We start from the raw sequence: 25211 nt of genomic DNA on the forward strand, positions 1-25211 counted from the left end.
TTCTTTTCGGTCACTTGATTGACTGCTTGGATTTTGAATTCTTCGGGGTAACGCGGGTTGCTCATGGCACCTCCTAATTGGCCTCAGTTTAAGGCAAAGAGGTGTCTACGAAACCCGGGGCGATTCAGGGATGGTGATCTTGCGGGCTCCTGGATTCGATGTTGAGAGCAGCCAGTTCGTCGTGGCCAAAATGGTTGATACCAATGAGGCCACCTTCACGCAGTTTATATGGGATGCCGGCAGGGCCTTTCTGCAGCCGCTGCACCCATCTTTTCCTACCGTTGAAATGGCGAATGGACTTTGGTTGGCAGGATTGTCAATGCCAAGCTGCGTAGATCCTCGCTATAGGGCAATGCCCTCACCAAGCCCAACCGGCAGCTGCGCCGAGATCTGCATGGGCTGGTCTCTGACCTCAAATGGTCAGCGATCGAGCTATGCGGATAGCGGAGCGCCTGAGCGAAGCAGGGAGACCCTATCTAACAGAAACGAAGCGCTTCAGGAGCAGCGGATTAAAGCCTCGTTGGCCATTCGCACCATCTCCAGCCATTCGTTGGTCGTGACCTCGTCGCAATACTCAAGGCGCTCAGCCTCTAAGATCGCCTGGTAATACTCGGCCTCCTCAAAGGCTGTGCCCTTCATGTGCCTCGACTTCCAGCTGATAAAAGCCTCTGATCTAAAGTTTGTAGAGTTCACGCGGGCTCTCCATTGCTATAACGCCTCCATTGCTCATTGGCAGCCATACGCCATCGGTAAAGAATAACTGTCGCGCGCCGAGGAGGCTTGTCCGCGCCCGCCAATTATTACGCCTGGACGCCTTCGATCTCTTGATACGGGCCATAAGAGTACCTTTGACTCCCGAGATCTTGCCATATACTCATGGACAAAATAGTGTTCATCTCGACAGCTAATGGAGAGGCGCCACCATGGCCCGTGTTTGCTAATCCAGAGACCGGCAAGCCGTATGTGGAAACCTATTACGCGTGGAACGCTGCAAGAAGGCATGCAGGCCTGGCCGGTTTCCGCGTACACGATCTTCGCAACTCGTTTGCAAGCCTTCTGATAAACGCCGGGCGGTCGCTCTATGAAGTGCAGAAAATGCTCGGGCAGACGCCGATCGAGAGAATCCAACGATACAGCCACATTGCTGATGAGACGCTGCTCGCAGCCGCCATCACTGCAGCCGAGGCACTTGGCGGGGCTCTTGTTACGCCCAGCGCGCAGGAGTAGAGGAAGGGGATGGGGATGGGTGGCTTGCTTCTCCGACAGAGCTCTCTTGGGCAGTCAGCAATCGACCGCTACCGAGCCCGCGCTTGGATCGCTACAACACCGAGCTAGACTATTTGATAGGTGGCTAGCTATCTAGAATGGCTATCTTCAGCCCTGCACATGACGTGCACCAACTGCAAAACGCCTTTACGACCGCCTTAGGAGGCCCATCTTAACGGCGGTCACTTTTTATCACCTTCGCCGATGGGTTAGACAGAGTCACTGCACTTCGTAGCCGTGGCTGCCGAGGATCTTGAGTTGATAGTCAATAATCCACTGGAACAGCGACTCAGCCAGGACCCGCAGGCGCTCCACTTCGACGGCAGGTGCACCTGCGTCCCTCGCTTCGTGATAGCGCTTCATGACCTCGATTGCCTGCTGCATCTCCGGGCCGTAAGGCATGATCATTCCTTCCAAACTGCGCGCCATCGCCCTGCTCCGATCAGTTGATCAGGACATATAGGACGTCTCACATGCCAGGTCCGCTATTCGGCTTCGCTCAAGCGCTGTCGCGCAGGATCAGCGCCAAGCGCTGGCCGCCACCTCAAGCTCTTTCTTATACCCAATGCGCTGTCGCCGTTCAGCGATGAGCGCCCTCGCCTTCGCCTCGTGACCGTCGGTCTGCTGGGCCACTCGAAAGAAAGAGATTTACCGAGCGCGTTTACCGCCGCATCGGCGCCATCGCCAAGCGCACGAAAGCCCCAAGTTTCGGATGCCTTTTGTTTCGGAACTCTTGCATGTTTTGACTAATAAATAAAAAAACCCGCAGGCCTAGATCTGCGGGGCTTTCGAATAAGGAGGCCGAGATCGGAATCGAGCCGGCGTAGACGGATTAGCAAACCGGGACAAAAATCGCCGCCTCATGCCTGCTAGCGGTAGAAATCAGTACCAAAACGAAGCGGGATTTTCACGCCTGTAACTCTTATTCTACAAGGGTCGCCTCAAAAGCTTTGGAACTGATTTTCTGCCCTTTTCCCCACCTCCAGTACTGCAGAAGTAGGGTGGCAAGTCGGGATATAGCGTCGATGGCGCAAGGCTTTAGCCCGATAACTGTCTGATTCAGAGCTGCCAGATTGTCCGGTTTTCAGCCAATAAGGCAGGGGGAAGTCCGAGGTAGTTTTAAGCAGCTTCCCCCCTTCCTCTGGCGCTCTGCCGACTGAACATCAATCTACGTGCCTCGCCTCTCAATCAAGGAAGCAATAAGTCACAACCACCAGATTTTGCTCGACACCGTCCAAAACTGGTCCGAACCGGCCCTAATCTCGGGTCGCATGCCCCAAGCCGAGTTGCTCGAAACGCCAGCCCGAACCCATCAGCTCCCACGCCATATGCTCATCCTTGACCCCGCCCCTGCACGCCGAATAGCGCGAGCCACCACCGATCGAGGCCCGGTATATATCAGGCCAGCCCGCCCTTGCTCGCGCCCAGACCGAGCTAGGGCTGCGTTTCCCTCGATCATCTGATGCAGATGAACAAGCGCTAGGCTCGCCGCACTGTCCGCCTAGATTGACGCCGCGATTGGGCCTCACGGGCCTGCATGACTGTGGGCGGAGCTGGGCTTGACACATCCGCCGGCTCGCCGCTATTACTTAATGATTAGCGCACGTATGGCTGGCAGGCCTGCAGCCCTATCAATCCTCGGTCGCCTTCCTCGATGAATGCGACGATTCGTTGAGCATGCGCCGGGACGCGGAATGGACGAGTTTTCAGTGGGGCTTGCGGCTATCTTTGCCGAGCGCCCGCATCTGGCACTCGGTCACGGCCTGGAATCTGGCCTCGGCAATCAAGCGTAGGCACTCAACCGCCTCCGGCCGCGCTCCCATATCCTTAGCATCGTGATATTTGCGCATAGCTTCAACAGCTTGCGCATAGACTAGGTGATCGTGAGGAAGTACTTCAGGGGGCTTGGACATACAGGCCTCGCGGGTCAGTGAATCGGTTCCGGCAACTGGCCGGCTTCGAGTAGCTGGAAATCCATTAACGCGTGGTACAGCGAATCCGCCAGCAGCCGTAAGCGCTCCACCTCTTCACGGGGGGCACCGCCAGCCATAGCGTCGCGGTGCGCCCTTATTGCTTCCAGGGCTTCGCGCATCAGCGGCTCGCCGGCTTTGGTCATGTCTTCCAGGGTACGTTTCACAAGCCGCTCCTTTTACCCAAACAGAGCATTATAGGCCGCTTGGCATGTAGGGTGCCGCAAACTGCGGATCAGCGACAACCCGAGTTCGCCGCTACCAGTTCCTTTTCGTACCCGATCCGCGGCCTCCTTTCGGCCAGCAGCGCCCGTACCTTCACCTCCAGGCTGTCGCTCCTGCGCAGGCTGGCAGCAGCCCATGGCCGCACGGACACCTCCGGCGACCGGCAGGGCACCTGCGGATCGACCCTGCCGCCACGCCCAGCGGGCGCCATCGCGCACACGATGATCGGCACCCTCATAGTCCAAGCTCCGTGTCGATGATCGAGGTTGCAGCCGCGCACTGGTTGCGACCGGTTCTCTCCGGCTGCAGTCGATTGGCTGCGGCGTAATCAAGATCCGCGATGGCTTTGGCCTCGCTGACCGCTTTTTCGGCGGCAGCCTGGCGATCACGCGCGGCGAGGACCAGGTCGCCGAGGGCCTTCTCCTGCTCCGTGGCCAGGCCTGCCAGGTTGTCGCGCGAGGCGAATTGGCCGCACCCAGGTTGTAGGTGAAGCTCATCAGGGCATCCCACTGGTTGGAGTTCAGCGGGACCTTCACCAAACACTCAGCCTCCGGCTCGAAGCGCTGCACATCGTTCAGCAGCATGCGCTCGGCCTGCTCCTTGGTGATGATCATGTCGGCCTTCACGCCACGAGTGGTGCCATAGCCGATAGTCCAGGCGCCTACAGCATCTTGGTACGCCTGCAGGCGCAGGCCTTCGAACAACTTGATCAGGTTCAAGCCGCGTTACGAGGTTCGCATGGGTTTTCTCCAGACAAAAAAATACCGCCAGGCGGCGGTCAGCGAGTTAACATTCCGATTACGTTCTCCATGCGATGAAGGGCGCTGGAGAAAATAGAGGCCCCGGTGATTGCGAACCACCGGGGCTTCGTAGTTTCAGGGTCCAGGCGAAGAAGACCCCGAGCGTGTCGGGGTTGTGTAGTGTTTGCCGCCGCCGAGTCTTACGCCGGCCCACATCAGCCAGGCGCGCCATCGTGTAACACCTTCTGCACGCAGCGCGCGATGCAAGACAGCGTCGGCTTCTTTGCGCGCCACCTGGCCTGTGCTATACAACCAGTCATGTACCTGTCGGCGCGTAGTTTCCGTATCCAGCCACCAGGGCGAAGAGCACGAACAAGAAGGCGTTGTGCAACACCTTGATGCTGGCAAAGTCGGTGGCGAGTCCAGCTGGAACAGTGATCGTATGCGCGTCATCCTCCAGCACCAGATCAGCAAGCAGCACGTGGGCCCACTTGCCGACCTACTCTGTTTTCAGCGTGGTCAGGAACTGACTCATGTTGGCCACCCCTCTTCGAGCATTTCAGCGCTAATCGAGCCGGCGACCACGGCGGCGAGCAGTTCACCCACCCGGTCGACGCAGGCCTGAACGTGGGCACGCACCGCCGAGGCGAGGACTATGACCCGATCAGCCGTCAACTCGACGAAGCCGGACGCGGTCTTCCACTTGATGCGGTACTCGGGATCAAGCGAGGCAGCGAATGCAGCACCGGTCAGCAGCGATTGGCTGTCGCGCTCGGTGTTGACCGCTAGGCCCTCGACGAATGCAACACCGGTCTCGACCTGGAATCGGCGATCCGCGATGCGCAGCGCCCACGTCTCGTCGAGAGCTGCCTTTTCTTCTTCGCTCAGTGGCACCTGCTCATGCATGACGACGACCACTTGTCGATCGAGGTCCGGGATCAGCGTCTCGGCGCCCCCTTCATGCAGGCGGCCAGTTCGCCGTCGCCGTTTTCTTCCGGCCACCAGGCGCAGTCTTGCACTCCCAGTTGCGGGTCGGTCCACGACAGGTCTAGTAAGGACTCGGGTGTCAAGCCGATGAGAAAGGCCGGGATGGGTTCGCGGGTGGCGAGCAACTTGGACCCATATATTAGATTTATCATAACTTATACTGACGGACCCTACGTCAACCGAAACTCATCGCAGGCAACGGCCAGGCCACTCCAATGCCCACCAGCGCCACGGCCCACCGTAACAACCCAGACTTCGCCAACATGGGCTGGGGCATGCTGGAGATCGACATAAAGCCGTACCTGACTGAGAAGGTGAACGTCACCCTTCCCCGCTTCGTGATCCAGCAAATCGGCCGATACGTGCGCGATCACAACGTGAAAAGCCGATCGTCTTTCCTGCAGATGCGACTATGGAAAAGCTTGGGAGGTAGGAAAGCAAAACCCCGGCCGATCTCCGGGGGTTTGCGTCAGAACGCTTGAACCTGGGACAACTGCGCCTCAGTGAACGCCTGAGTCGCCGGGGCCGAAAACTTCCACGTTTCGCCAGGGCCGATGTCCTGCCCATGCGCGATGGTGTTACCGACGACTTGGCCGGAAGCGTTGTACAGCTTGAACTTCACAAACACATTACGGAGCGTGGTCTGAGTATTATTTAGCGCGAGCCCCTCAACCGCAGGATAGGCTCCATTGTTTGTAACTTGGAGATCGGAAACAGTCACTTTCTCGCTGGCGAGAGTAGCGGTGGCGAATAGTGCAGCGGCTAGAGCAAGCATCTTCAGCATGGAGACATCCTTGAGAGTTGACCATCGGACCTAAACATCGCCTCAACCGTTGGTCATGTCAATACGATTGCGGCGGATAATCGCCACTTCTTCTTTCCATAAAACAGCTCACAGAGTCGCTGAACGCAGCTTCGCACGCGATTTCATGATGATTGAGCATACCTACGTGTTAAGAACGAAGGTCTATCATCACATTGACAGCATAGGGAGCTGTCCATGAAAGCAGACGTATAACTGAGCGATCCACTCAAGAAAATATTGCTCGTGAAACCTGACACCGATCTGGCGTCCCTGCCGGAGAAGACGCTACAGTTTGCGGCAGACATGACGTTGCAAGATCAGTGGGAGATTAACCCGAGCGAACCTCGAACAGGCTTGAACTCCCAAGAGGCGTTGCAGGCCCTGCAGGCCAAGGGCTTCTACGCCGCTACAGCCGACCTGCGTGTTGAAATTATTGAAGTCTAAACGAAAACCCCGGCTGCAATGGCCTGGGTTTGGCTGTGTCGCGTTGCGTCGCATGCCGGACATCGTGCCATAAAAACAGGTGTTTAGACGGTACCGTCAAGCGCCTGGTAACGGAAGTCGTGGGTCAGCACCCACTCGCCCTTGTCCTAGGCCCGCAGCAGCAGCGGGTCGAGGAAGCGGCCAGTCATTCCGCACCGCCGCAGGTGACTTCAACGCGATCCGGCGCGATCGCGGCGTTGACCAGGATGCGGTTGGCGGTGCGCACATCTGCTGGAGCAGCGCAGTAGGCATTGGCGGCGTAGCTCAGGGCCGGGACGGCACAACCCTGGAGCGCAAGCAGGCCGGCCAGCAGAATGACTTTCTTCATGCCACTTCCCCCATTGCTTGGGCATACAGATCATCCCAGGTCTGCCGGTGCGGCTTGTCTGGGCGCCATGTGCGCAGGTACAAGTCCCAAGCCTGCTGAATCCCGCCCACCGCAGGCAGCGGCGCCGGATCGGTCCACAGCATCAGTGGGGCGAACGCGGCAGCCAGCACATCGTCATGCTCCAGGGCGGCATAGACAGCCGCGTCGGTCGCCGGCACGCCCCTGGGCTGGCACACGAAGAGTGCCAGGGCTTGGGTGGTGGGATGCTCGAGCACGCCACGGACACCACCGCCCATCTCGAACTGCCAGAGACCTCGGGCCGGGCCGCCGATCTGCCGGCGATGGATCAACCGGCTTGCCTGCAGCCCAATGCTCAGCAGCATCTGTTCAGCGCGCCGGCCTGACATTTTCGCAGGCAGCAGTTTGAGCGCCGGGGCAATGGCCGAGACGCGGATTTGTTGCAGCATGGGTTTCTCCAGGCGAAAAGAACCGCTCTTGGCGAGCTGAGTAGCTGAAATTTGCAGTCTTGATCTTGGGGAGCCTTCAACCTTGAGGGCCAATGGATGTAGCGCTTGACGCGCAAAAAAATGCGCCGTAGGATCCGACCCCACGATCGCCACGGCGATCTCAGGATCACAATTTCGAGCTATAGATCAAATGAAGAAGAATCATCGCAGCGCGGCACAGATGACTGAAATTGCCATTGCCATCTATAAGACAGAGTTTCGCGGCAAGCACAAAGGCCGTTACACCATGACCCGAGATGATATTAAAGCGATTTCAGGCAGAACTAGCCTGCATCCAAGCGTGATTGCCGATTTTATTGCCGAGATGCTGGTAAATGAGTACTGCGTACTCGATGCGGATGGCGGCGGCACCTACAGCGTCGTCTCTCAAGCCATTCATCTCAATCATCGACGAGTTACGCGCAAAGTTCTCACGGAGGCTATCGCCAACTCAGATGATGAATGGGATGAGGCCGCGTAAGGGCCAGCGCTCCTCAATCATCTCAGCACTTATTGAGCCATTGGCCACGGCACCCAGCAACTCAGCCTCACGATCAAAGCAGGCCTGAACGTGGGCACGCACCGCCGAGGCCAGCGCAGTGACCTGATCAGCCGTCAGCTCGACGAAGCCGGACGCCGTCTTACACTTGATGCGGTACCCTGGATCGAGCGAGGCAGCGACTGCAGCGCCAGTCAGCAATGACTGGCTGTCGCACTCGGTGTTGACCGCCAGGCCCTCGACGACCGCGCCGCCGGTTTCTCCCTGAAACCGGCGCTCGGTGATGCGCTGTGCCCAGGCTTCTGCGATTGCGGATTTCTCCTCATCGCTCAGCGGCACCTGCTCATGCGTGACGATGACCACCTTGCGCCCAAGGTCTGGAGTTCGGATCTCGGCGCCCCACTTCATGCCGGCGGCCAGTTCGCCGGCGCCGGCTTCTTCCGGCACCAGGCTGCCGATTGCACGCCCAGCGATGGATCGGTTCATGACAGGTCCGCAAGAGCCGCTATTGCTTCGGCGTGTCCGACTGATAGAGGAAGTCAGGGACTGGCTCGCGAGCGGCGATGCCGTTCTCAACCTTTACCGTAGTTCGATCCTCACATATGCCACTCCCGCCGCACTGCCAGTACCACCAGTTCCCGATGTGTCTCCACCGTTGGTACCAGATCCGCCACCGCCGCCACTCCCAGCATTGCCCGGAGCGCCATTTGTAGCTTTGTCGGTACCGACAAAGCCACGGTTGCCGCCTACGCCTCCAGAGAAAAGACCCGACCTATTTAAGGAGCCTCCTTCCAGTAGGTTCATTTGCAATGAAGCAGAGCCGCTGGCGCCACCATTTTTGCCGTAACCGATAATCGCTGATCGTATTCCGTCCTCACCTTTCGCCCCGGTTAGGTTGATCAGGCCTCCGTAGGCAGCGCCTCCAGATCCGCCTATAGCACCTATAGAATCGAAGGCGCCGCCTTGAACTGGTCAACTATTTTTGGACACAGGTTTAGGTTTTATGCCGCTTCCTTGAGCTTTTTCTCCATGGCTACCGGAGTTTCATAGCTGTTGTAGCTGTGGAGGCGCCTCAGGTTGTAGCGCACCAAATAAGCCTGGACGTCCGCTCGAGCTTGCTCTTCGGTTTCATAACCCTCAGCAGGGATCCATTCTGATTTCAGGGCGCCGAAGAAACGCTCCATGGCGGTGTTGTCCCAGCATTGCCCGCGATGACTCATGCTCTGCTTTAGGCCGTACTCCTCGAGCGCAGCCCTGAATTTGTGGCTGGTGTACTGACATCCCTGGTCGGAATGAAACATCACACCCGTCGGTTTGCCACGGGACTCGGCCACCATGTGTAGCGCGTTACAGGCCAGCCTGGCGTCCGCAGTCATCGAAAATGCCCAGCCGACTAAAGCCTTGGCCCTTCGCGCAGAGGAGCGCGGGAGTACGACCCCTGAGCGAATTTTTCACATCAACGCCAACAAGGCGATCAACTCTGCAATGGGTATCGCCAGTGGCGCGCGCGACAGCCTGACGCTTGACCAGCAGCTCCTGCTCACAACCTTGCAGGCGGTGTTCCGCAACCAGCTCAAGGCGAGCCTGGATGCGGGAGAGGGACACAAGGAGGCAGCCAAGAAAGCGAAGGATGCCGCCGTCGAGTTCGTCAAGCACGCCGGGAAGCTTCTCATTGGAAGCTCCTAGCCGACCGCACCTGACCTGAGCCAACCCTGATTTTTGCGAAAGCCATCAATCGCGGCAGGCCCTCGGCTTGCCCAGAGAAAGCTTCACCAACCCAAGAGGAAACACCCATGTTTGGCAAATTGTTCGGTAAGAAAGGTCGTGAAGCCCGTGCTGCAATGCAGGTAGTTCAGAACCGCGACCTGATGCAGGCAATCGTCTACGGCGCCTTCTACGTCGCGGCCGCCGATGGCGATATCGGCGAAGACGAGCTCAAGAAGACCGAGAAGCTGATCGCCAATACGCCTCAGCTCAAAGGCTTCGGGCCGGAGCTGTCCAACACCATGGACCGCGCCGAGAAGGACTTCCACGACGGCGGCCATCGCATTCTGCGCATGAACGCTGAGAAGGAACTGAAGGACCTGGCCCACTCGCCCGAGGAAGCGGCCATCGTCATCAACGTCATGCTCACCATCGCCGAAGCTTCGGGCGACATCGACGACAAGGAAATGGCTGTGCTTGAGAAGGCGGCGAAGCTGATGGGTCTGAGCCTCAAGGACTACCTGTGAGGGGCTGGGCTCAGCGCAACATGGCGGCGTCACTGATCCTGTTCCTGGTGGCGTTCACGCTGCTTCTGATTGTCGTCACTTCCGCTCTGAGCCGGGCTAATTGCGCTTGGTACAGCTACCAAACCGAGCGTGAAACCCGCTACGCCGCCTTCGTCGGCTGCATGGTGAAGACCGGTGGCGGATGGGTTCCACGTACCGAACTGCGCACGGCGCAGTGACCAGAAAGGGGGTTGCTATCACAGCAGCCCCCCTCAGCTACAGGAGTTTGAACATGCTCTGTCTCACTCGGCGCGTAGGCGAAGTGATCAAGATCGGAAACGACATCAGCGTGCAGGTACTGGATATCCGTGGCGGCATCGCACGCCTCGGTATCGTGGCGCCAGCAGGCGTGCCGGTCGACCGCGAAGAAATCCGTCAACGTAAACAAAAGGAGCCACGCTATGGCCTTTGAATACGACAGCCGTACCGCCGACAAATTTGTGGTTCGCCTCCCCGACGGCATGCGCGACCAGGTGGCAGCGGCGGCCGACGCAGATGACCGCTCAATGAACAGCTTGATCGTCGTCGCAATCCGCGAGCATCTGGAGCGCGCCTCTCGCGCCAACGCTTTGCTGGACGCGCTGACGCTCGCCGCCGAGGCCAAGGGGGTAAGCCATGACGCAGCTTGATCGCATCAGCCTAGTCTTGAAAGCCCCGGAGGGCGGCAGCCTGGAGCAGATCGTGCACTTCGCCAAGCTCGGGGCCCATGTCTCGATCGGTCGCGGCCTGGCCGTGATCGCCGGCGCCAGCGACGGTGACCTGCAGCTGGAACTTGAGGAGGCGCTGGCCCGTGTTGGCGATGCGCCGCAGATGGTCGCGATTTACACGCCCTGGACCGATGTGCAGGTGCTCGACTTCCTTTCGGTTGCGCTCCGTAACGTTGTGGTTGAGGGGGACTTGCAGTTCAGCGACATCAACGACGCCATGCTGTATATGGCCGAGAAGGGACAGCCGGCCTTCTGCAAGGAATTCAACATCGACGACCACGTCAAGCTGGTGGCCGATGCTCGCCGGTACCGGTGGCTGCGGGATCGGGACGGTATCGAGCAGGCGGATGACATGAAGGTTGTCCGCGACACCTACTTCATCACCGGTGCCGAGCTTGACCGCGAGAACGACGCAGCCCTGCGCCTGGGAGCACTGGATCAGCAGGTGGAGCAGGAGCAGCAGCCATGACCCAGGCCAAGCCAGCCCGCAACGAGTTCGAAGACCTGGGCGAACGTCTGGTGCGCTTCGGGGGAGGCTCTCCAGGATGCCACCAGCAGCGTTGGTTATCTCAACCAGCTAGCCCGTGAATGCGGCATCAAGCTACGCCTACGGGTAGTCGACACGGAGGGCGCCACCCATGGGCAGCCTCGCTGAAATGGCGGCGGAGCATGCTCGCAGGGCCGGAAAGCGCATTCGTCCCGTTTGGAGTGATGAGGCGACCAGTCTGCTGATCAAGCACTATACGCTTACCCCAATGAATGAGTTGGCCAAGTTGCTCGGGAAGACACCTGAGCAAATCAAGAACAAGGCGAATCTGCTGAAGTTGCGGAGAGACCCATCGTTTCAGCACTCCACCCGCTTTCAGGCGCTACCTCGCGGGGCCAAGGCGCATAACTGGATTCAGCCTGGCGAGCGTCGAGATGACGGGCGCTATATCAGAGTGAAGCTACCCGATGGCAGCTGGGTGCTTGAGCACCGCTGGGTCTGGGAAGAAGCCAATGGCCCGATCCCCGACGACTGCGTGATAGTCGCCAGGGACGGCAACATCAAAAACACCGACCTGGACAATCTTATGTTGGTCACGAAGGACATGCACTGCCGCTTCAACCAGGTGCGCAAGTACCCGGCTGACTTGCAGGAAGTGATCCTCGCCCAACACGAACTCAAACGAGCGATACGGAAGAAGGCCGATGAAAAATAAGCTCAGCGACCTGCGTGACCATCTTTTCGCCCAGCTCGAGGCGGTCCGCGAAGCCAGTGACGAAAACCTTCAGAAGGAAGTCCAGCGTGCCCAATCGGTCTCGGATATCGGTCGGGTATTGATCGACAGCGCCAAGGTCGAGATCGAGTATTTCCGCCATATCGGCGGGGAGAATAGCTCCAGTTCGTTCATCGAGTCCAAGCCAGCCCTGCCTCCGGCGAAAGGAGTTCGCGCATGAAACTGAAGCCTGAATACGCGGAACGACTGCGTCAGCTCCTGTGCTCGCCTGATCTAACTCTTCGGAGCAAGCTGATTGTCGCAAAGCGCTATGCTAGACACCTTGCAGCGGTGCTTGAGGGGGAAATAAGTGGGATATTTGTGAGCCAGCCCGACAGGACGGATGCCTTTAGCTTCACCGCCGCTCGTCGGAAAAAGATGCGTTCGGGGACAAGGCGATCAGCCAGATCTCGCGCCGTTCATCGGGAAAAATTGCTTGCTCTAAGGCAGTCGCTGGCCGATATCGGCAAGTGGCTTTACTTAAACGATGTTGAGTTGACTCGGCTCAATGGGATTGAGGGGATCTGTGACCTTTTGGAGGTCAATCCGATGCATCGCGGGGAAGTGAGGGCGAATGCCAGCTATGAAGATCGTGCCATCCAGGCAGTCGCGTTTGACTGCGGGAACGAAAGCAGCGCGGCGAGCCTGTCAGGTAAGCGTCCTGCGGAGTGCAAGGAAGGCCCGTTGTTCAGTGCTCTTTACGAGTTGGCCAAGCGAGGCGCGGTGGTGGAGGCATAAAAAAACCCGCACCTTACGATGCGGGTTTTTCACTTCACTCAGCGGCAAGCCGCTAAAGCGAGGTCACGCTGGCCGATTAGGCTACGTGGCTGATAACACCGTTGTTAACAGTCAGGTCAGCAACGTTGACACCGGTCAGGGTGATAACGGCTGCATCTGGCGAATCGACGGCAGTTGCATCACCGGTAGCGGTGTGAGTAGTGGTGCTGCTGCCGTAGGCTGCGGTTTCGATAACAACCAGAGTATCCGAACCTTTCTGTACCAGGAAGAATTCGGCCTTGTTGTTGTCGCCGGTGGACAGAGCGCCACTGTTGTAGCTAACACCGTTACCGACAACGATCGAGTCACCAGCGCCGAAATTCTTAGCGGCGAGAATATAGTCGCTAGCATCGGTTGCCTTGTCGGCGAAGTAGAACACGTCTTTAACAGTGTCCGAACCAGTCAGAGACACGGCGAAATCGTGAGCGGCTACGTCGGTGTGGCCAGTGTTAAAGTCGCTGATGGCTTTTTCAGCAGCGGTGACTGCATCGGTTTGAACCTTGTAGGCATCTTCCAGAGCCTTGGCTGCATCGACATTGACATCAGCTGCTTTCGCGTCAGCCAGAATTTTCTCTGCGATAGCCTGGTCTTTGTAGTCTTGTACATAAGTACCGTCGGCAGCTTTTTCTGCGTCAGTTTCAGCTTGTTTAGCAACATTCTTAATCGAATCAACCGAAGCGGTAGCTTTGAAGGTGGCGTAGAAAGGAACGTCCTTCAGAGCGGTATCGATTGCAGCGCGCTGTTCTGCTGTGGTAGTGCCAGCGGTGTAGTAGGTATACAGCGTGGCGGCGTCAGTAACGGTGCCAGAAGTGTAGCCAGTGTCAACCTTGACGATAGCAGCATCAGCTACAGCAGCGTCGAACTTACCATCCGCCTCCAGGCCGCTCTTAGCTGCGGCAACATCAGCAGCTGCTGCACCTTTCAGTGCGGCGTTTGCCTTAACGGCAGCAACGTAAGCATCAGCTGCTTTCTTGCCAGCGGCATCCAGAGCCTTGTAGTCGTCGGCGGTCAGCTTAGCAGCGTCGCCTGCCTTAGCGGTCAGTACGGAAGTGGAATCTTTGATCTCGCCACGAGCCTTGGTAGCTGCAACGTAAACGTCATCCAGCTGGTCAGCGAACGAGTCGGCAGGATTCAGAGTGACTTTCAGAGTCTCGGCCAGCGAAGCGACTGCACCCTTGTTGGCATCTGCAAACGCTGCTTCAGAAGCATTGGCTGCTGCCAGGGCATTGATCAGGCCCAGGGCAGGAACCTGGCCGTTCACGGAGCCGTTAGAGATCTGCTGCAGAGCTTCAGTAACAGAAGCTGGATCGCTGGTGACTTTCGAAATGACTTCGGCGCCGCCTTGTGGGTTGTAGTCCGCACCAACAGTGTCGGTGTAAGTCTGAGCTACGAAGACTTTATTGTTGATGGTTTGCTGGTCCAGTGCACCCAGGTTGGTGATCATAGTGGCCAGCAGGGTGTCAGCGGCTACAGTGCCGTTGGCCAAAGCGGCAACCCAGAATGCTTTACCTTCTGCATCAGCAGCCCGGCCCAGGACGTTGGTGTAAATCTTGTCAACGAGGGCAGCGGAGTCCAGGCCAGCATAGGCAGCTTGGTATTCGGCGCTCAAGGTGAAGCCAGTAGCGACGGAAGCAATGGTGGCAGTGCCGTTAGCAATAGCGTCAGCCCAGAATTTCTGGCCTTCGGCATCAGCGGCGCGACCCAGGTAGCCGACGTACAACTGTTGAACTGCAGCGAGTTGAGCTTGAGTTGCCATGTTCAATACATCTCCAAGAATTAAGTCGATTCGACAGTCAGGCTCTTTTTACGGGCCCGTCAGCCCAGCCTGTGACTACTCCAATCCAAGGGAGCAGCCAGTGTGGGAAAACACCTTACGCCCTCTTGTCCGCGCTTTCGTTACATGGACCCACAGGCATAAAGCTCCCCCAATGCTACACAGGTTTCGGGCAGTCGAGCAAGACAAACCCTTCACGGAAAGAAGGATATTTTGCGGGGCATTTTCTCTGAACTAAAGCTGTAACAAGGAAGGAGTAAGACCGGAGCGTCTAAAGCCTGTCGTCATTCTTGCGTATCACATAGCCCAGGAGTAAATCGTCAAAATTTTGACGAGTCGCGTACCAAAAAGAAAGGTTTTGCCCAGCAGAAAGTCGTGGATATCTGCATCATCAGCGTCAATCCCTTCGAGCCGCCAAGCCAGGAACCTTTCCCAAACGCTCAGGCTATTGACTTAATGCGCCTGCATGGACCCGCTTTTCGAGGCCAATTGACCGACGCCCTGTAGCTTTATTACACAGCTGCGAATACGTTGAAGCGTGACAAGCGCCCAGCGAATTATGTCGGCCCCGGACCACGTGCAGGCGACACACGCCTAGCCACCGGAAGCCCCATCGCTGAGAGCATTAGGTACAGAGAGTCAACCTCAACGACGAAGCAATTCAATATTGACGATCTATTCGCAAATAAAGGGCGCTGGTTCGCAGCAGCTCGATTGGATCTCGAAGAAAAACTGCGTGATGGTAAGTCCGTTCTCCGAGATCTTGACGCTGCTTCTCGCCGATTCGCCAATAGACAACCTCCTCTTCATGTAATCGTCCTGCTGCCCTCACCCGCTACCTTTTTAGCAGACCCCTGGCGCCTGAGGACAAGATTTTGCCTTCGTCTTTGTGCTTGGGCATTGAGGCCGGCGTCAAGGAGTTCCACTAACGGTCTGCCCGGGGTCTTTGACAGAAGGGGGCCCAGGTGCCTGCTCGGGTGTCGGTTATTACCAAATCGATCAAGGGTAATCAGGGCTAGTCTTCGGCCTCTCCCGCAAGCGTCCTCTGCGACGCGGTCCTGCCTATCATTAGGATAAGATAGCGAATTATGCAGACGTGGACACGGGATTGATGCCTGCCCCCTCCTTCCGCGTAGTCCTGAGATACGAACATGATATCTGCCAAGGATAGGGATGATCAGTGATGCAACGGCCAACCCAGCACCGGCAACGTCTTGCTGGAAAAACAGCTGGAGCTGGCCGGTCAAATCTTTCGATCATGACATTGTAAACGTAGCAGACCGTCCGCAAAATGAAGGAGGCAACCATGAACGAGATTGTCTTCCAGTAGCACACTAGCACCCACCCTATTCTCGCGATCCTCATCGACTCAATGGTGTCACGATCGGGAGGCCCAGGGGGCGGATATCGAGAAGATGCTCATATCCTAGTGCCCACGCTATGGTTGCCATGAGTTAGCAGAATGCTCTTAGGCAACCTGGCGCCGGGGGAGGGTGACCCACCCTAGCTCTAACACCACGGTGATTCGGTAACCTCCCGCCACAGACCTCCTGATACAGGCTAGGCCTTGTCGGGCAGCGCTTCAACCATTCACTTGCGGGCCCTCCTATTCCTGGTTCCTCCTCTGTTCAAAACCAGTCCAACTCGTCCCCTACTAATCAGGTCCTCGAAGAGCACGGACGGCAATGCCAGCATCAAGACGGATTTCAGTTGATGCGGTTCGTCTGCAGATTACCCATGCTGATCAGGTGGGTGTCGAGATATACTCTGCCTCTCACCCTCACGGAACGACGTGTGTTTTTGACCTACCATTAAGGAGGGGAGCGACCTACGGGCGCTTTGGAACAGCATTCGCGAACCAGCTTCTACATGTAAAACCACACTTCTGATCACGGGTGCAAGCGGGTTCGTTGGCGGCGCTCTGTGTCGGAGATTGGCCGCGCAGGACGTTTTTTCCATCAAGGCCCCGCTGCGTTCGGCATCGGTGGATTTGCCACCGGGCGTTCAGCGTTGCTCCTTTGGGGGCCTGGCCACCTCGAGCGATTGGACTAGCACATTATCGGGCGTCGATATAGTGATTCACGCAGCGGCCCGTGTACATGTGATGAAGGAGCACGAGGTTGATAGCCTCGCTGAATACCGCCGGATCAATGTCGAAGGTTCGCTGAGCCTTGCCCGACAAGCGGTGGCAGCTGGGGTGCGGCGCTTCATCTTCATCAGCTCAGTCAAGGTCTGTGGGGAATCCAGCCAGCCTGGACAACCGTTGCGCGCGGATGATACGCCCGCACCAGTTGATGCCTACGGCATCTCTAAGTACGAGGCAGAGCTAGCCTTGTATCAATTGGCAGCAGACACCGGTTTGGAGCTGGTGGTGATTCGCCCGGTGCTGGTCTATGGCCCAGGCGTCAAGGCTAACTTCCACAGCATGATGCGCTGGGTGTATCACGGCGTGCCGTTGCCTTTCGCTTCTGTAGATAATCGACGAAGCCTGATCTTTCTGGATAACCTGATCGACCTGATCGCTACCTGCATCGATCACCCCAAAGCGGTGAACCAGACTTTCCTGGCCAGTGACGGTGACGACGTGTCGATCAGCCATTTGCTACGATCCTTGGGTCAAGCGCTGGGGCGACCTGCCCGACTTGTCGCCATTCCCAATGGGCTGCTTAGACTCGGCGGGCGTCTTCTCAGCCGCAGCGACATGACCCAGCGCCTGATGGGATCGTTACAGGTGGACATAAGCAAAAATAAACAAATGCTGGAATGGACCCCGCCTTTCACTCTCGAGCAAGGACTGATCGTGACCGCTCAACATTTTCTGGAAACCCATCGCTCATGATCTGGCTGATTTTGGCCTCCGGTGCCGCCTCGCTGGTGGTAACGGCTATCCTTCGCCGATATGCGGTGGCCCGAGGTCTGTTGGATGTCCCCAATGCCCGCAGCTCGCACTCCCTGCCCACCCCGCGCGGCGGAGGTATGGCGTTTGTCGTTACCTTTCTGCTGGCCCTGTTCGGGGTCGCTTCGGGCGGTGCCGTAACGCCCTGCTTGCTGATCGGACTGCTTGGATCAGGCACTCTGGTCGCGGCGATCGGTTTCCTGGATGATCATGGCCATATTCCCGCGCGCTGGCGTTTGGTCGGCCATTTCGTGGCCGCCGCTTGGGGTCTGACATGGCTCGGTGGAATGCCTCCCCTAACCCTAGTTGGCCTGCGGCTGGACAGCATTTGGCTGAGCGCTCCCCTGGGTGCGCTTTACCTGGTATGGCTACTGAACCTGTACAACTTTATGGATGGCATTGACGGCATCGCCAGCATCCAAGCCATTTCCGTCTGCTTGGGGGCCTGTCTGCTTTACAGCACAACTGACAACCTCCAGGCCATTTGGCTGCCTCTGCTACTGGCCGCGACCGTTGCCGGCTTCCTGTTCTGGAACTTTCCCCCCGCGCGAATTTTCATGGGCGATGCCGGAAGCGGATTTCTGGGAGTGGTGTTAGGGCTGCTGTCTCTGCAGGCAGCCTGGATAAACCCGCTACTATTCTGGGGGTGGCTGATACTGCTGGGCGTATTCGTTGCCGACGCTACGTTCACGCTCGGACGCCGTTTACTGCGCGGGGAGCGCGTCCATGAGGCGCACCGCAGTCATGCGTATCAGTATGCAACGCGCCATCATGGCAGCCATCTCCTCGTGAGCCTGTCTGTTGCCGCACTCAATATTGGCTGGTTGCTTCCGGTGGCAATGGCCGTGGTGAGCGGGAAAGTCGAGGCAGAAGTGGGAGTCTTCGTGGCCTACGTGCCTCTGATAATACTAGCGATCAAATACCATGCTGGGAAACGGGAATAGGCAGATGGTGCGTCATGATCGCAATAGGATCAACCACTGCCATGGAATACTCCTCCGATTCTTGTAACATTAAGCTTAGAGACCATTGGCGCAGAGGACAGCCGGATGAGTGAGACGACTAAAAACCGGTTTCGCCAGTACCTGGTCAATCTTTCCCGGCAACAGAAACGCCTGATCCAGGTGTGTGCGGACATCGTGCTGATTTGGGTGGCGCTGTGGTTGTCTTTCATTGTGCGATTGGGCATTGAGGAGACGTACCGCCCGGTTACCGAGCATCCCTGGCTGTTCGCCGCGGCCCCCCTTACCGCTATCCCACTATTCATACGCTTCGGCATGTACCGCGCCGTGATGCGTTATTTTGGTAATGATGCCCTTGTGGCCATCATCAAGGCCGTGACTCTGTCATCGCTGATTCTTGCCGTGGTGGTCTTCTGGTACAGCAACCATCAGATGATTGTACCCCGGTCAATCATCTTCAATTACTGGTGGCTAAGCCTGGTCATCATCGGTGGCCTGCGCCTGCTCATGCGCCAATATTTCCTTGGCGACTGGTTCATGGGGGCTAACCAATTGCCTTTTGCTAGTCGCGATGACGGCCTGATCAAAGTTGCCATTTACGGCGCGGGGACAGCTGGTAACCAGTTGCTGGCGGCCCTGCGCATGGGACGAGCCATGAAACCAGTAGCATTCATCGATGATGACGGCGGGCTTGCCAATCGGATCATCTCCGGTCTGCATGTATATGAAGCCAAGCATCTGTCGCAAATGATCAAGGAAACCGGCGCCCAGGAAATCCTACTGGCACTACCCAGAGCCTCGCGTGCGCGGCGCAAGGAAATTCTCGCCTTCCTCGAACAATACCCATTGCATGTGCGCAGTGTGCCGGCCTTCGCCGACCTCGCTAGCGGCCGGGTAAAGGTCGATGACATTCAGGAAGTCGCAATCGCCGATTTGCTGGGAAGAGACCCGGTACCGGCCCAAGAAGCCCTGCTTGAACGCTGCATCAAAAAGCAGGCGGTCTTAGTCACTGGAGCGGGGGGCTCGATCGGTTCCGAGCTGTGTCGCCAGATCATCGGTTTGCAACCTCAAACCTTACTGTTGTTCGACCACAGCGAATTTAATCTGTACTGCATTCTTAGCGAACTGGAGCAGCGCATTGCCCGTGACGCGCTATCAGTACGCGTGCTCCCGATTCTTGGGTCGGTACGCAACCAGCAGCACTTGGTCGATATCATAAATACCTGGAAGGTCGACACTGTCTACCATGCGGCCGCCTACAAACATGTGCCGATGGTCGAACACAATATGGCAGAGGGTATTCTCAACAATGTGTTCGGTACTTTGTGCACTGCGCAGGCCGCATTGCAGTCAGGGGTGGCCAACTTTGTGCTGATTTCCACCGACAAGGCCGTGCGCCCCACTAATGTGATGGGCAGCACTAAGCGCATATCGGAGCTCATTTTGCAGGCTCTAAGCCGCGAACCGGCGCCGGTGATGTACGGTGACAGCGATAAGGTGGCTCGGCTAAACAAGACCCGATTCACCATGGTGCGCTTCGGCAACGTGCTGGGTTCCTCCGGTTCGGTGATCCCCCTGTTCCGCCAACAAATCAAAAACGGTGGCCCTCTGACGGTCACTCACCCGAAAATCACCCGCTACTTCATGACCATACCTGAAGCAGCCCAACTGGTGGTGCAAGCCGGTGCCATGGGGCAAGGCGGTGAGGTGTTCGTGCTAGACATGGGGGCCCCGGTGAGCATTGCCGAACTGGCCGAAAAAATGATTCACCTCTCTGGTCTCAGCGTGCGCAGCGCGAACAATCCGTATGGCGATATCGCCATCGAGTTCAGCGGTCTGCGTCCGGGTGAAAAACTGTACGAGGAGCTGTTGATCGGGGATGAAGTATCACCCACTTCGCACCCCATGATCATGATGGCCAATGAAGATTTTCTGACCTGGGAGGTGCTGCGCGAACGCCTGGAGTCATTGTTCAGGGCCGTGGAGGACGACGACTTCGCCTGCATTCGACTGTTGTTACGCGAATTGGTCAATGGTTATGCGCCGGAGGGCGGCATTGTCGACTGGGTATATCAGCAGCAGCGGCAGGAATTGTGAGGTCGGCGACAACGCGAAGCAGCCCCTAGCCTGACGGTAAATGAGAATGGAATTGGTAGTCGAAGCCGTGGCCATGTGAACCCCAACCCTGAATTTCGCGAGAACGAAGCTCCGACAGCGCTGCTTTACGGCCCCGCTGGAACGGCGCTACCCGTCTCGATTGGTGCTTCGCCAACCAACGCCTGGGATCGCAGGTATTATGTCGCTGACCTGCTTGGCCATGGCGCGCCGAAGCAACAAATTTCACAGCGCTGAGCCGGCTTAAATAAAATTGACCAGCCTCGTAACGCCAGACCATCACAGCGGCTATCCGTCGACGCGCTCCATCTGACAGTCTGAATTAACGTAACTCAACTATCTCAACGTCATAAAATTGGCTGCAAAACCGGGCGAAAAAGCCGGTCACAGGATGCCGAAAAGTGGGGGATTAAATGGGGGATCAGCGATCTCACGAATAATAAAATCATATATTTCAGTCCGTTACCGAACAAAAAGCTAACCACAAGCCGGCTTTTTAATGCCCACAAAAACCCGTCCCAACACCTGAAGCCATTCCCAAACCTTGCATGGGGGACGGGTAAAGGCCGCCTGGGCATGGCACGCCACCGGGCATGCCCGAAAAGCCACGCCCAGGCCTTGCATCAGTATTGGTAGCGCAGCGTCACCGCAAAATTGCGCGGATCACCGTAGTACAGGCCGCCGAAGTTGTTCGAAGTGGGCAAGGACTGGTAGTAGACCTTGTCCAGAACGTTGTTGAGGTTGTACTGCACGCTGAACTGTTGGTTGATCTGATAGTGCGCATGCAGGTTGAGCAAGGTGTAGCCGCCCTGCTTGATGTCGTACCCGGTCACGTCGGCGGCAGTGCGGCTCTGTGCATAGACATCGCCGCCCACACGCCAGTGGTCGAGGACACCGGGCAAGCGGTAGTCGGTTGCCACCTTGAGCAGGCGGCGCGGGATCTTGCGGTAGTAGTCCGAACCATTGCTGGCGCCCGCCACATATTCGGGATCGCTATAGGTATAGCCAGCGCTGACATTCCAGTTCTCCAACGGCTCGCCGGACACTTCCAGTTCGAAGCCACGGTTACGCACTTTTGCGCCTGTTTCATAGCACTTGCTCGTCCCCGTCACACCACAGGTGGGTGACACCGGCAATGCCTCGGGCATGTTCTCCAAGCTGGTCTGGAAGATTGCCAGCGAGGTGTTCAGCCGACCATCGAAGTATTCACCCTTGATGCCGGTTTCGTAATTCTCGCCTTCGATCGGGTCAAGCAAGGTATTGCCGACACCGTAGTAACTCTGTGTCTTGTAGATCTCGGTGTAGCTGGCATACCAGGTGTGGTGCTTGTCCAGGTCCAGCACCAGCCCGGCATAGGGCACCAGCCGGCCATTCTCCCGGTATTGGTCATTGGTATAGGGGCTGGCCACCTTGTAGTCCGACCAGCTCACCCGCGTACCGACGATCAGGCTCAGGTCATCGGTCAGGCTGAAGCGCGAGGCACCATACAGGCCGCGCTCCTTGCGGGTGTAGTTGTAGTCTGCGCCGATAGCATTGAGGATCGGGCTGGGCAGGGCACTGTAGTCGAAGTCGGTGATGTCGATCGTCGGGTTGTTGGTGGCGCTCTTGATCACCGCGTCGAACTCGTCCTTGCGCGTGTTGGCCCCGAGCATCAACTGATGCTTGCGCCCGAACAGCTCGAAGGGCCCGGTAGCATAGAGGTCCAGGGCGAACTGGGTGTCTTCGTAATCGGCCTGGGAGACGGTCATGCGATAGTTGTCGCCCGCTACCCGGTTCGGGTACGCGGAGAGAAAGTCGGCGTTCGACCAGATCGCATTCATGGCCAGGGTCAACTTCCACTCGTTGTCGAAGGTGTGCGTGAGGTCGCTGAACAGCGTGTAGTTGTTGCGATCCAGATGGGCCCACTTGCCGTTGAGGTTGGTGGAACGCGAAAGCGGATAGAAGGAGCCGTCACGACGAGTGTTCAAGCCGCCCCAGTCATAGCCGTTCTGGTTGTCTTTCTGGAGAGTGGCGCCCACCGTCAGTACGGTGGAATCGTTCAGATCCGCCTCCCCCACCAGGTACAGCAACTGGTTGTCACGCTCGGAGCCGTCGCGGTAGCTGTTGGCGTTGTTGTAGTAGGCCACTGCACGGCCGCGAACATTGCCCGTAGGGGTCAGTGGCCCGGAAACATCCACCTGGCCACGGTAGTTGTCCCAGGAGCCTGCCCCCAGCTCCGCGCCCAGACGAAAGTCCTGGGTCGGCCGTTTGCGTACCAGGTTGATCGCCGCCGACGGGTTGCCCGTGCCCTGCATCAAGCCGTTGGCGCCGCGTACGACCTCGACGCGGTCATAGATGGCCATGTTCGAGGTGGACATGACGTCCATGGAGTAGTTTTCCGAGATGTTGGTCGGAATGCCGTCATATTGCAGGTCGCTGATCTCGAAGCCGCGCGAGTAATAGGTGGAGCGATCAGTGCCGATCTTGGTGAGGGTGATACCGGTCGCCGTGCGCGCGATGTCGTCCAGGCTCTGGATGTTCTGGTCGTCCATCCTCTTGCGGGTGATCACCGTCACCGACTGCGGTGTTTCCCGCAGGCTCAGGGCGAGCTTGGTCGCCGTATTGGTCGAGCCCGTGGTGTACGAACCGGTGCCCTCGGTCGTGGCGCCCAGGCCCTGCCCGTTGACGGTGGTGGCGCCGAGCACGACCGCGTCCGAGGAACCGTCCTGGACCAGCAGATACCCACCATTGGCCTGGCGCTGAGCGCGCAAGCCGCTATTGGACAGCAGCAGCGCCAGCCCCTCATCGACCCCATAGGCACCATCAAGGCCCGGGGTGGTCAGCGCGTGGATCTGCCGCGGATCGAAGGAAATCGTCACACCCGCCTGCACGCCGAACTGGGTCAGCGCGCTACCCAGCGGGCCTGCGCCGATGTGGTAGGCGATACGGCTCTGGGCGTGAGCCGCAGCAGGCATCAGCACCACCCCCGGCACACTCGCCATCGTCAGGCTGAACATCGCCAGGCGCACTGCGCGGGGCAATGAGATCGAGGGGGAGAAGCAAAGCTGGGGCATGAAATGATCCTTCTGTTGTCTTGGCAGAAATCCGCTGTCATCGCGGCTCCTGTCATTGACGGATGAGAATCATAATCAGCAAGGTGCTCCGCGTATTTTCTGTCAGTGACGGTTCAGACAGCCTCGACACTGACCCAGTAGCGGGTCAGGTAACGCAGCTTCACCGGCAAGGTCCGGGTCAGGTTTTCCAGGACCGCATCTGTATCGTCGATACGGAACGCTCCGGAAATGCTCAGGTCGCGAACCGCCCCGGCGCAGCGCAGCACGCCCGGGCGATAGCGCCCCAGCTCGTCGATGAACTCCCCGAGGCGCCACTCGTTGACACTCAGCATGCCCTGCACCCACGCGGTCGAACCCTGTGCCAAGACACCGGCAGGATCGGCGCGATCAGGATCGAACGCCGCCTGCTGACCGGCCTCCAGACGCACTGCCCGCTCCGGGTGACGGCGAGGACGGAGCTCGACCGCCGACTGCAGCACACCCACGCGGGTCCGGTCCGTCATCTGGCGCACGCTGAAGCGCGTCCCGAGCGCGTGGATGCGCCCGTCCTGGGTCTCGACGATAAACGGCCGCTGCCCAGGGTCCTTGGCGGTTTGCACGAGGATCTCCCCGCGGTAAAGACGGATAAGCCGAAGTTGCCCGTCGAAGCTCGCATCCAGCGCGGTGTTGGCGTTGAGTTCCAGCTGCGATCCGTCGTCCAGCCGCAGCGAGCGACGCTCGCGCGCGCCCGTGCTCTGCTGAGCGAACAGGCCATGGTTCGCCAGCGGTTTGCCGATCATCCAGCTGCTGCCCCCGACGGCCAGCAACACGCCGAGGATCTTCAATACCTCGCGGCGTTGCGCCTGGGCCGCATCCAGCCCTGACCGGGCGGCATGTGCGGGTACCGTTGCCCATTGCCGCTGGAACGCCTCGACCCGCGCCCATGCCTCGGCGTGCAAAGGATCTGCCCCCAACCATTGCTGCCAGGCGCGGGTGCAGGCCTCGTCCACCCCTGCATCGTTGAGCTGCACGTACCAGGTCGCAGCAGCTTCGAGGGTCCGACGATCGAGCGCCGCGCTCATCAGTTGTCCGCCAGCAGCAGGCACTCGGTCATGGCTCGCACCAGATGGTTCTTCACCGTGGTGACCGAGACCCCGAGGCGTTCGGCCACCGCCACATAGGTCTGCCCTTCCAGCTGCACCGACAGAAAGATCTCCCGGGTACGCTTGCCCAGCCCGTCCAGCAGGCTGTCGACCGCCACCAGCATCTCGAGAATGGACAAGCGCACCTCAGGTGATACCTCGACCGGTTCAGGCTTCTGCGCCAGGGCCACCAGATATGCCTGCTCGATCGCCCGTCGCCTCGACTTGTCGATCAACAGCGAGCGCGCAATTGCAGTCAGGTAGCCCCGCGGCTCTCGGATCGGCGCGGCGTTGCGTGCCGTCATGACCCGCACGAAGGTGTCCTGGGCCAGATCCGCCGCATCGGCCGAATTGCCCAGGCGCATGCGCAACCAGCCTTTCAGCCAACCGTTGTGTTCGGAATAAAGCTGGTGAAGTGCCAAAGGCTCGAGTGCGGACATAAGGGGGCCATTAAATATGCAAATGGTA

29 protein-coding genes and 4 pseudogenes are annotated in these 25211 nt (G+C 58.3%); 16 read left to right on the forward strand and 17 right to left on the reverse strand.

Annotated features, from left to right (window positions below):
- Positions 1-495: 495 nt before the first annotated feature.
- A complete protein-coding gene (locus tag QMX96_RS17745) occupies positions 496-639 on the reverse strand; it encodes a hypothetical protein (protein ID WP_282362122.1) in 144 nt (47 codons plus the stop codon).
- A gap of 249 nt (positions 640-888) precedes the next feature.
- Between QMX96_RS17745 and QMX96_RS17750 the strand changes: the two genes are divergently transcribed.
- Positions 889-1227, forward strand: coding sequence for a tyrosine-type recombinase/integrase (locus QMX96_RS17750; RefSeq protein ID WP_282362123.1), 339 nt, complete (start codon positions 889-891; stop codon positions 1225-1227).
- Between the two features lie 258 nt (positions 1228-1485).
- Here QMX96_RS17750 and QMX96_RS17755 read toward each other — a convergent pair whose 3' ends face one another.
- From QMX96_RS17755 to QMX96_RS17800, 7 genes and pseudogenes are all read right to left on the reverse strand, one after another.
- Positions 1486-1695, reverse strand: coding sequence for a hypothetical protein (locus QMX96_RS17755; protein WP_282362124.1), 210 nt, complete (start codon positions 1693-1695; stop codon positions 1486-1488).
- Positions 1696-2862: 1167 nt separating this feature from the next.
- Positions 2863-2952: pseudogene (locus tag QMX96_RS17760) on the reverse strand (lysis protein); the annotation flags it as partial.
- 241 nt (positions 2953-3193) lie between these two features.
- A complete protein-coding gene (locus tag QMX96_RS17770) occupies positions 3194-3403 on the reverse strand; it encodes a hypothetical protein (RefSeq protein ID WP_282362126.1) in 210 nt (69 codons plus the stop codon).
- Positions 3404-3695: 292 nt separating this feature from the next.
- Positions 3696-3923, reverse strand: a pseudogene (locus QMX96_RS17780) (hypothetical protein); the annotation flags it as partial.
- A 44-nt stretch (positions 3924-3967) separates the two neighbouring features.
- A pseudogene (locus tag QMX96_RS17785) lies at positions 3968-4075 on the reverse strand (lysozyme); the annotation flags it as partial.
- A 442-nt stretch (positions 4076-4517) separates the two neighbouring features.
- Complete coding sequence (locus QMX96_RS17795) at positions 4518-4682, reverse strand: hypothetical protein (protein ID WP_282362128.1); 165 nt, start codon at positions 4680-4682, stop codon at positions 4518-4520.
- A gap of 50 nt (positions 4683-4732) precedes the next feature.
- Positions 4733-5203 (reverse strand): DUF4376 domain-containing protein, encoded by a 471-nt coding sequence (locus QMX96_RS17800; protein ID WP_282362129.1) that lies wholly within the window; start codon positions 5201-5203, stop codon positions 4733-4735.
- Between the two features lie 173 nt (positions 5204-5376).
- On the opposite strand from QMX96_RS17800, the pseudogene QMX96_RS17805 reads away from it, so the two are divergent.
- Positions 5377-5621: pseudogene (locus QMX96_RS17805) on the forward strand (type II toxin-antitoxin system HicB family antitoxin); the annotation flags it as partial.
- 36 nt (positions 5622-5657) lie between these two features.
- Here QMX96_RS17805 and QMX96_RS17810 read toward each other — a convergent pair.
- Positions 5658-5972 carry an FxLYD domain-containing protein gene (locus QMX96_RS17810; RefSeq protein WP_282362130.1) on the reverse strand — a complete coding sequence of 105 codons (315 nt, stop codon included), beginning with the start codon at positions 5970-5972 and terminating at the stop codon, positions 5658-5660.
- 264 nt (positions 5973-6236) lie between these two features.
- On the opposite strand from QMX96_RS17810, the gene QMX96_RS17815 reads away from it, so the two are divergent.
- Positions 6237-6437 (forward strand): hypothetical protein, encoded by a 201-nt coding sequence (locus QMX96_RS17815; protein ID WP_282362131.1) that lies wholly within the window; start codon positions 6237-6239, stop codon positions 6435-6437.
- 184 nt (positions 6438-6621) lie between these two features.
- Here QMX96_RS17815 and QMX96_RS17820 read toward each other — a convergent pair whose 3' ends face one another.
- Positions 6622-6804 carry a hypothetical protein gene (locus QMX96_RS17820; protein ID WP_282362132.1) on the reverse strand — a complete coding sequence of 61 codons (183 nt, stop codon included), beginning with the start codon at positions 6802-6804 and terminating at the stop codon, positions 6622-6624.
- Positions 6801-7271 (reverse strand): hypothetical protein, encoded by a 471-nt coding sequence (locus tag QMX96_RS17825; RefSeq protein ID WP_282362133.1) that lies wholly within the window; start codon positions 7269-7271, stop codon positions 6801-6803. The genes QMX96_RS17820 and QMX96_RS17825 overlap by 4 nt, the downstream gene beginning before the upstream one ends.
- 190 nt (positions 7272-7461) lie before the next feature.
- On the opposite strand from QMX96_RS17825, the gene QMX96_RS17830 reads away from it, so the two are divergent.
- Complete coding sequence (locus tag QMX96_RS17830) at positions 7462-7791, forward strand: hypothetical protein (RefSeq protein WP_282362134.1); 330 nt, start codon at positions 7462-7464, stop codon at positions 7789-7791.
- On the opposite strand, the gene QMX96_RS17835 is transcribed toward QMX96_RS17830, so the two are convergent.
- The gene (locus QMX96_RS17835; protein WP_282362136.1) at positions 7762-8295 is read right to left on the reverse strand and encodes a DUF4376 domain-containing protein; all 534 of its coding nucleotides are present in this window, start codon (positions 8293-8295) and stop codon (positions 7762-7764) included. The genes QMX96_RS17830 and QMX96_RS17835 overlap by 30 nt on opposite strands.
- Positions 8296-8810: 515 nt before the next feature.
- Complete coding sequence (locus QMX96_RS17840) at positions 8811-9185, reverse strand: integrase core domain-containing protein (RefSeq protein ID WP_282362137.1); 375 nt, start codon at positions 9183-9185, stop codon at positions 8811-8813.
- Between QMX96_RS17840 and QMX96_RS17845 the strand changes: the two genes are divergently transcribed.
- The 9 genes from QMX96_RS17845 (at position 9145) to QMX96_RS17885 (ending at position 12783) form a co-directional block, all read left to right on the forward strand.
- Entirely contained in the window at positions 9145-9495 is a 351-nt protein-coding gene (locus tag QMX96_RS17845; RefSeq protein ID WP_282362163.1) for a hypothetical protein, read from the forward strand. The genes QMX96_RS17840 and QMX96_RS17845 overlap by 41 nt on opposite strands.
- 107 nt (positions 9496-9602) lie before the next feature.
- Positions 9603-10040, forward strand: a complete 438-nt coding sequence (locus QMX96_RS17850; RefSeq protein ID WP_282362138.1) for a tellurite resistance TerB family protein — start codon at positions 9603-9605, stop codon at positions 10038-10040.
- Positions 10041-10060: 20 nt separating this feature from the next.
- The gene (locus tag QMX96_RS17855) at positions 10061-10258 is read left to right on the forward strand and encodes a hypothetical protein (RefSeq protein WP_282362139.1); all 198 of its coding nucleotides are present in this window, start codon (positions 10061-10063) and stop codon (positions 10256-10258) included.
- A 53-nt stretch (positions 10259-10311) separates the two neighbouring features.
- Positions 10312-10491 carry a carbon storage regulator gene (locus QMX96_RS17860; RefSeq protein ID WP_282362140.1) on the forward strand — a complete coding sequence of 60 codons (180 nt, stop codon included), beginning with the start codon at positions 10312-10314 and terminating at the stop codon, positions 10489-10491.
- A complete protein-coding gene (locus QMX96_RS17865; RefSeq protein WP_282362141.1) occupies positions 10481-10708 on the forward strand; it encodes an Arc family DNA-binding protein in 228 nt (75 codons plus the stop codon). Before QMX96_RS17860 ends, QMX96_RS17865 begins: the two co-directional genes overlap by 11 nt.
- Complete coding sequence (locus QMX96_RS17870; protein ID WP_282362142.1) at positions 10695-11255, forward strand: hypothetical protein; 561 nt, start codon at positions 10695-10697, stop codon at positions 11253-11255. The genes QMX96_RS17865 and QMX96_RS17870 overlap by 14 nt, the downstream gene beginning before the upstream one ends.
- Positions 11256-11424: 169 nt before the next feature.
- Positions 11425-11988 carry an HNH endonuclease signature motif containing protein gene (locus QMX96_RS17875; protein WP_282362143.1) on the forward strand — a complete coding sequence of 188 codons (564 nt, stop codon included), beginning with the start codon at positions 11425-11427 and terminating at the stop codon, positions 11986-11988.
- Complete coding sequence (locus tag QMX96_RS17880) at positions 11978-12226, forward strand: hypothetical protein (protein WP_282362144.1); 249 nt, start codon at positions 11978-11980, stop codon at positions 12224-12226. The genes QMX96_RS17875 and QMX96_RS17880 overlap by 11 nt, the downstream gene beginning before the upstream one ends.
- Positions 12223-12783 (forward strand): hypothetical protein, encoded by a 561-nt coding sequence (locus QMX96_RS17885; RefSeq protein WP_282362145.1) that lies wholly within the window; start codon positions 12223-12225, stop codon positions 12781-12783. The genes QMX96_RS17880 and QMX96_RS17885 overlap by 4 nt, the downstream gene beginning before the upstream one ends.
- 76 nt (positions 12784-12859) lie before the next feature.
- Here QMX96_RS17885 and QMX96_RS17890 read toward each other — a convergent pair whose 3' ends face one another.
- Positions 12860-14578 (reverse strand): DUF4214 domain-containing protein, encoded by a 1719-nt coding sequence (locus QMX96_RS17890; protein WP_282362146.1) that lies wholly within the window; start codon positions 14576-14578, stop codon positions 12860-12862.
- A gap of 1867 nt (positions 14579-16445) precedes the next feature.
- Between QMX96_RS17890 and QMX96_RS17895 the strand changes: the two genes are divergently transcribed.
- From QMX96_RS17895 to QMX96_RS17905, 3 genes are all read left to right on the forward strand, one after another.
- On the forward strand, positions 16446-17435 hold the full coding sequence (locus QMX96_RS17895) for an SDR family oxidoreductase (RefSeq protein WP_282362162.1): 990 nt from the start codon (positions 16446-16448) through the stop codon (positions 17433-17435).
- Entirely contained in the window at positions 17432-18436 is a 1005-nt protein-coding gene (locus tag QMX96_RS17900; protein WP_282362147.1) for a glycosyltransferase family 4 protein, read from the forward strand. The genes QMX96_RS17895 and QMX96_RS17900 overlap by 4 nt, the downstream gene beginning before the upstream one ends.
- A gap of 105 nt (positions 18437-18541) precedes the next feature.
- Positions 18542-20551: a nucleoside-diphosphate sugar epimerase/dehydratase gene (locus QMX96_RS17905; protein WP_282362148.1), complete on the forward strand. Its 2010-nt coding sequence runs from the start codon at positions 18542-18544 to the stop codon at positions 20549-20551.
- Between the two features lie 641 nt (positions 20552-21192).
- Here the strand turns inward: QMX96_RS17905 and QMX96_RS17910 are convergent.
- The 3 genes from QMX96_RS17910 to QMX96_RS17920 all read right to left on the reverse strand — a co-directional run bounded on the left by QMX96_RS17910 (position 21193) and on the right by QMX96_RS17920 (position 25183).
- The gene (locus QMX96_RS17910; RefSeq protein ID WP_282362149.1) at positions 21193-23622 is read right to left on the reverse strand and encodes a TonB-dependent receptor; all 2430 of its coding nucleotides are present in this window, start codon (positions 23620-23622) and stop codon (positions 21193-21195) included.
- A 113-nt stretch (positions 23623-23735) separates the two neighbouring features.
- Positions 23736-24683, reverse strand: coding sequence for a FecR domain-containing protein (locus QMX96_RS17915; RefSeq protein WP_088514350.1), 948 nt, complete (start codon positions 24681-24683; stop codon positions 23736-23738).
- Positions 24683-25183: a sigma-70 family RNA polymerase sigma factor gene (locus QMX96_RS17920; protein ID WP_043863930.1), complete on the reverse strand. Its 501-nt coding sequence runs from the start codon at positions 25181-25183 to the stop codon at positions 24683-24685. Before QMX96_RS17920 ends, QMX96_RS17915 begins: the two co-directional genes overlap by 1 nt.
- Between the last annotated feature and the right edge of the window lie 28 nt (positions 25184-25211).

The sequence above is a fragment of the Pseudomonas sp. PS01300 genome (assembly GCF_029960155.1).
Lineage (GTDB): Bacteria > Pseudomonadota > Gammaproteobacteria > Pseudomonadales > Pseudomonadaceae > Aquipseudomonas > Aquipseudomonas palmensis.

Bases quoted from the DNA above. Each gene is read 5' to 3' on its own strand.
- QMX96_RS17745 (WP_282362122.1), bottom strand. From the start codon at position 639: ATGAAGGGCACAGCCTTTGAGGAGGCCGAGTATTACCAGGCGATCTTA.
- QMX96_RS17755 (WP_282362124.1), bottom strand. From the start codon at position 1,695: ATGGCGCGCAGTTTGGAAGGAATGATCATGCCTTACGGCCCGGAGATG.
- QMX96_RS17810 (WP_282362130.1), bottom strand. From the start codon at position 5,972: ATGCTGAAGATGCTTGCTCTAGCCGCTGCACTATTCGCCACCGCTACT.
- QMX96_RS17820 (WP_282362132.1), bottom strand. From the start codon at position 6,804: ATGAAGAAAGTCATTCTGCTGGCCGGCCTGCTTGCGCTCCAGGGTTGT.
- QMX96_RS17825 (WP_282362133.1), bottom strand. From the start codon at position 7,271: ATGCTGCAACAAATCCGCGTCTCGGCCATTGCCCCGGCGCTCAAACTG.
- QMX96_RS17830 (WP_282362134.1), top strand. From the start codon at position 7,462: ATGAAGAAGAATCATCGCAGCGCGGCACAGATGACTGAAATTGCCATT.
- QMX96_RS17835 (WP_282362136.1), bottom strand. From the start codon at position 8,295: ATGAACCGATCCATCGCTGGGCGTGCAATCGGCAGCCTGGTGCCGGAA.
- QMX96_RS17845 (WP_282362163.1), top strand. From the start codon at position 9,145: ATGTGTAGCGCGTTACAGGCCAGCCTGGCGTCCGCAGTCATCGAAAAT.
- QMX96_RS17840 (WP_282362137.1), bottom strand. From the start codon at position 9,185: ATGACTGCGGACGCCAGGCTGGCCTGTAACGCGCTACACATGGTGGCC.
- QMX96_RS17850 (WP_282362138.1), top strand. From the start codon at position 9,603: ATGTTTGGCAAATTGTTCGGTAAGAAAGGTCGTGAAGCCCGTGCTGCA.
- QMX96_RS17855 (WP_282362139.1), top strand. From the start codon at position 10,061: ATGGCGGCGTCACTGATCCTGTTCCTGGTGGCGTTCACGCTGCTTCTG.
- QMX96_RS17860 (WP_282362140.1), top strand. From the start codon at position 10,312: ATGCTCTGTCTCACTCGGCGCGTAGGCGAAGTGATCAAGATCGGAAAC.
- QMX96_RS17865 (WP_282362141.1), top strand. From the start codon at position 10,481: ATGGCCTTTGAATACGACAGCCGTACCGCCGACAAATTTGTGGTTCGC.
- QMX96_RS17870 (WP_282362142.1), top strand. From the start codon at position 10,695: ATGACGCAGCTTGATCGCATCAGCCTAGTCTTGAAAGCCCCGGAGGGC.
- QMX96_RS17875 (WP_282362143.1), top strand. From the start codon at position 11,425: ATGGGCAGCCTCGCTGAAATGGCGGCGGAGCATGCTCGCAGGGCCGGA.
- QMX96_RS17880 (WP_282362144.1), top strand. From the start codon at position 11,978: ATGAAAAATAAGCTCAGCGACCTGCGTGACCATCTTTTCGCCCAGCTC.
- QMX96_RS17885 (WP_282362145.1), top strand. From the start codon at position 12,223: ATGAAACTGAAGCCTGAATACGCGGAACGACTGCGTCAGCTCCTGTGC.
- QMX96_RS17890 (WP_282362146.1), bottom strand. From the start codon at position 14,578: ATGGCAACTCAAGCTCAACTCGCTGCAGTTCAACAGTTGTACGTCGGC.
- QMX96_RS17900 (WP_282362147.1), top strand. From the start codon at position 17,432: ATGATCTGGCTGATTTTGGCCTCCGGTGCCGCCTCGCTGGTGGTAACG.
- QMX96_RS17905 (WP_282362148.1), top strand. From the start codon at position 18,542: ATGAGTGAGACGACTAAAAACCGGTTTCGCCAGTACCTGGTCAATCTT.
- QMX96_RS17910 (WP_282362149.1), bottom strand. From the start codon at position 23,622: ATGCCCCAGCTTTGCTTCTCCCCCTCGATCTCATTGCCCCGCGCAGTG.
- QMX96_RS17915 (WP_088514350.1), bottom strand. From the start codon at position 24,683: ATGAGCGCGGCGCTCGATCGTCGGACCCTCGAAGCTGCTGCGACCTGG.
- QMX96_RS17920 (WP_043863930.1), bottom strand. From the start codon at position 25,183: ATGTCCGCACTCGAGCCTTTGGCACTTCACCAGCTTTATTCCGAACAC.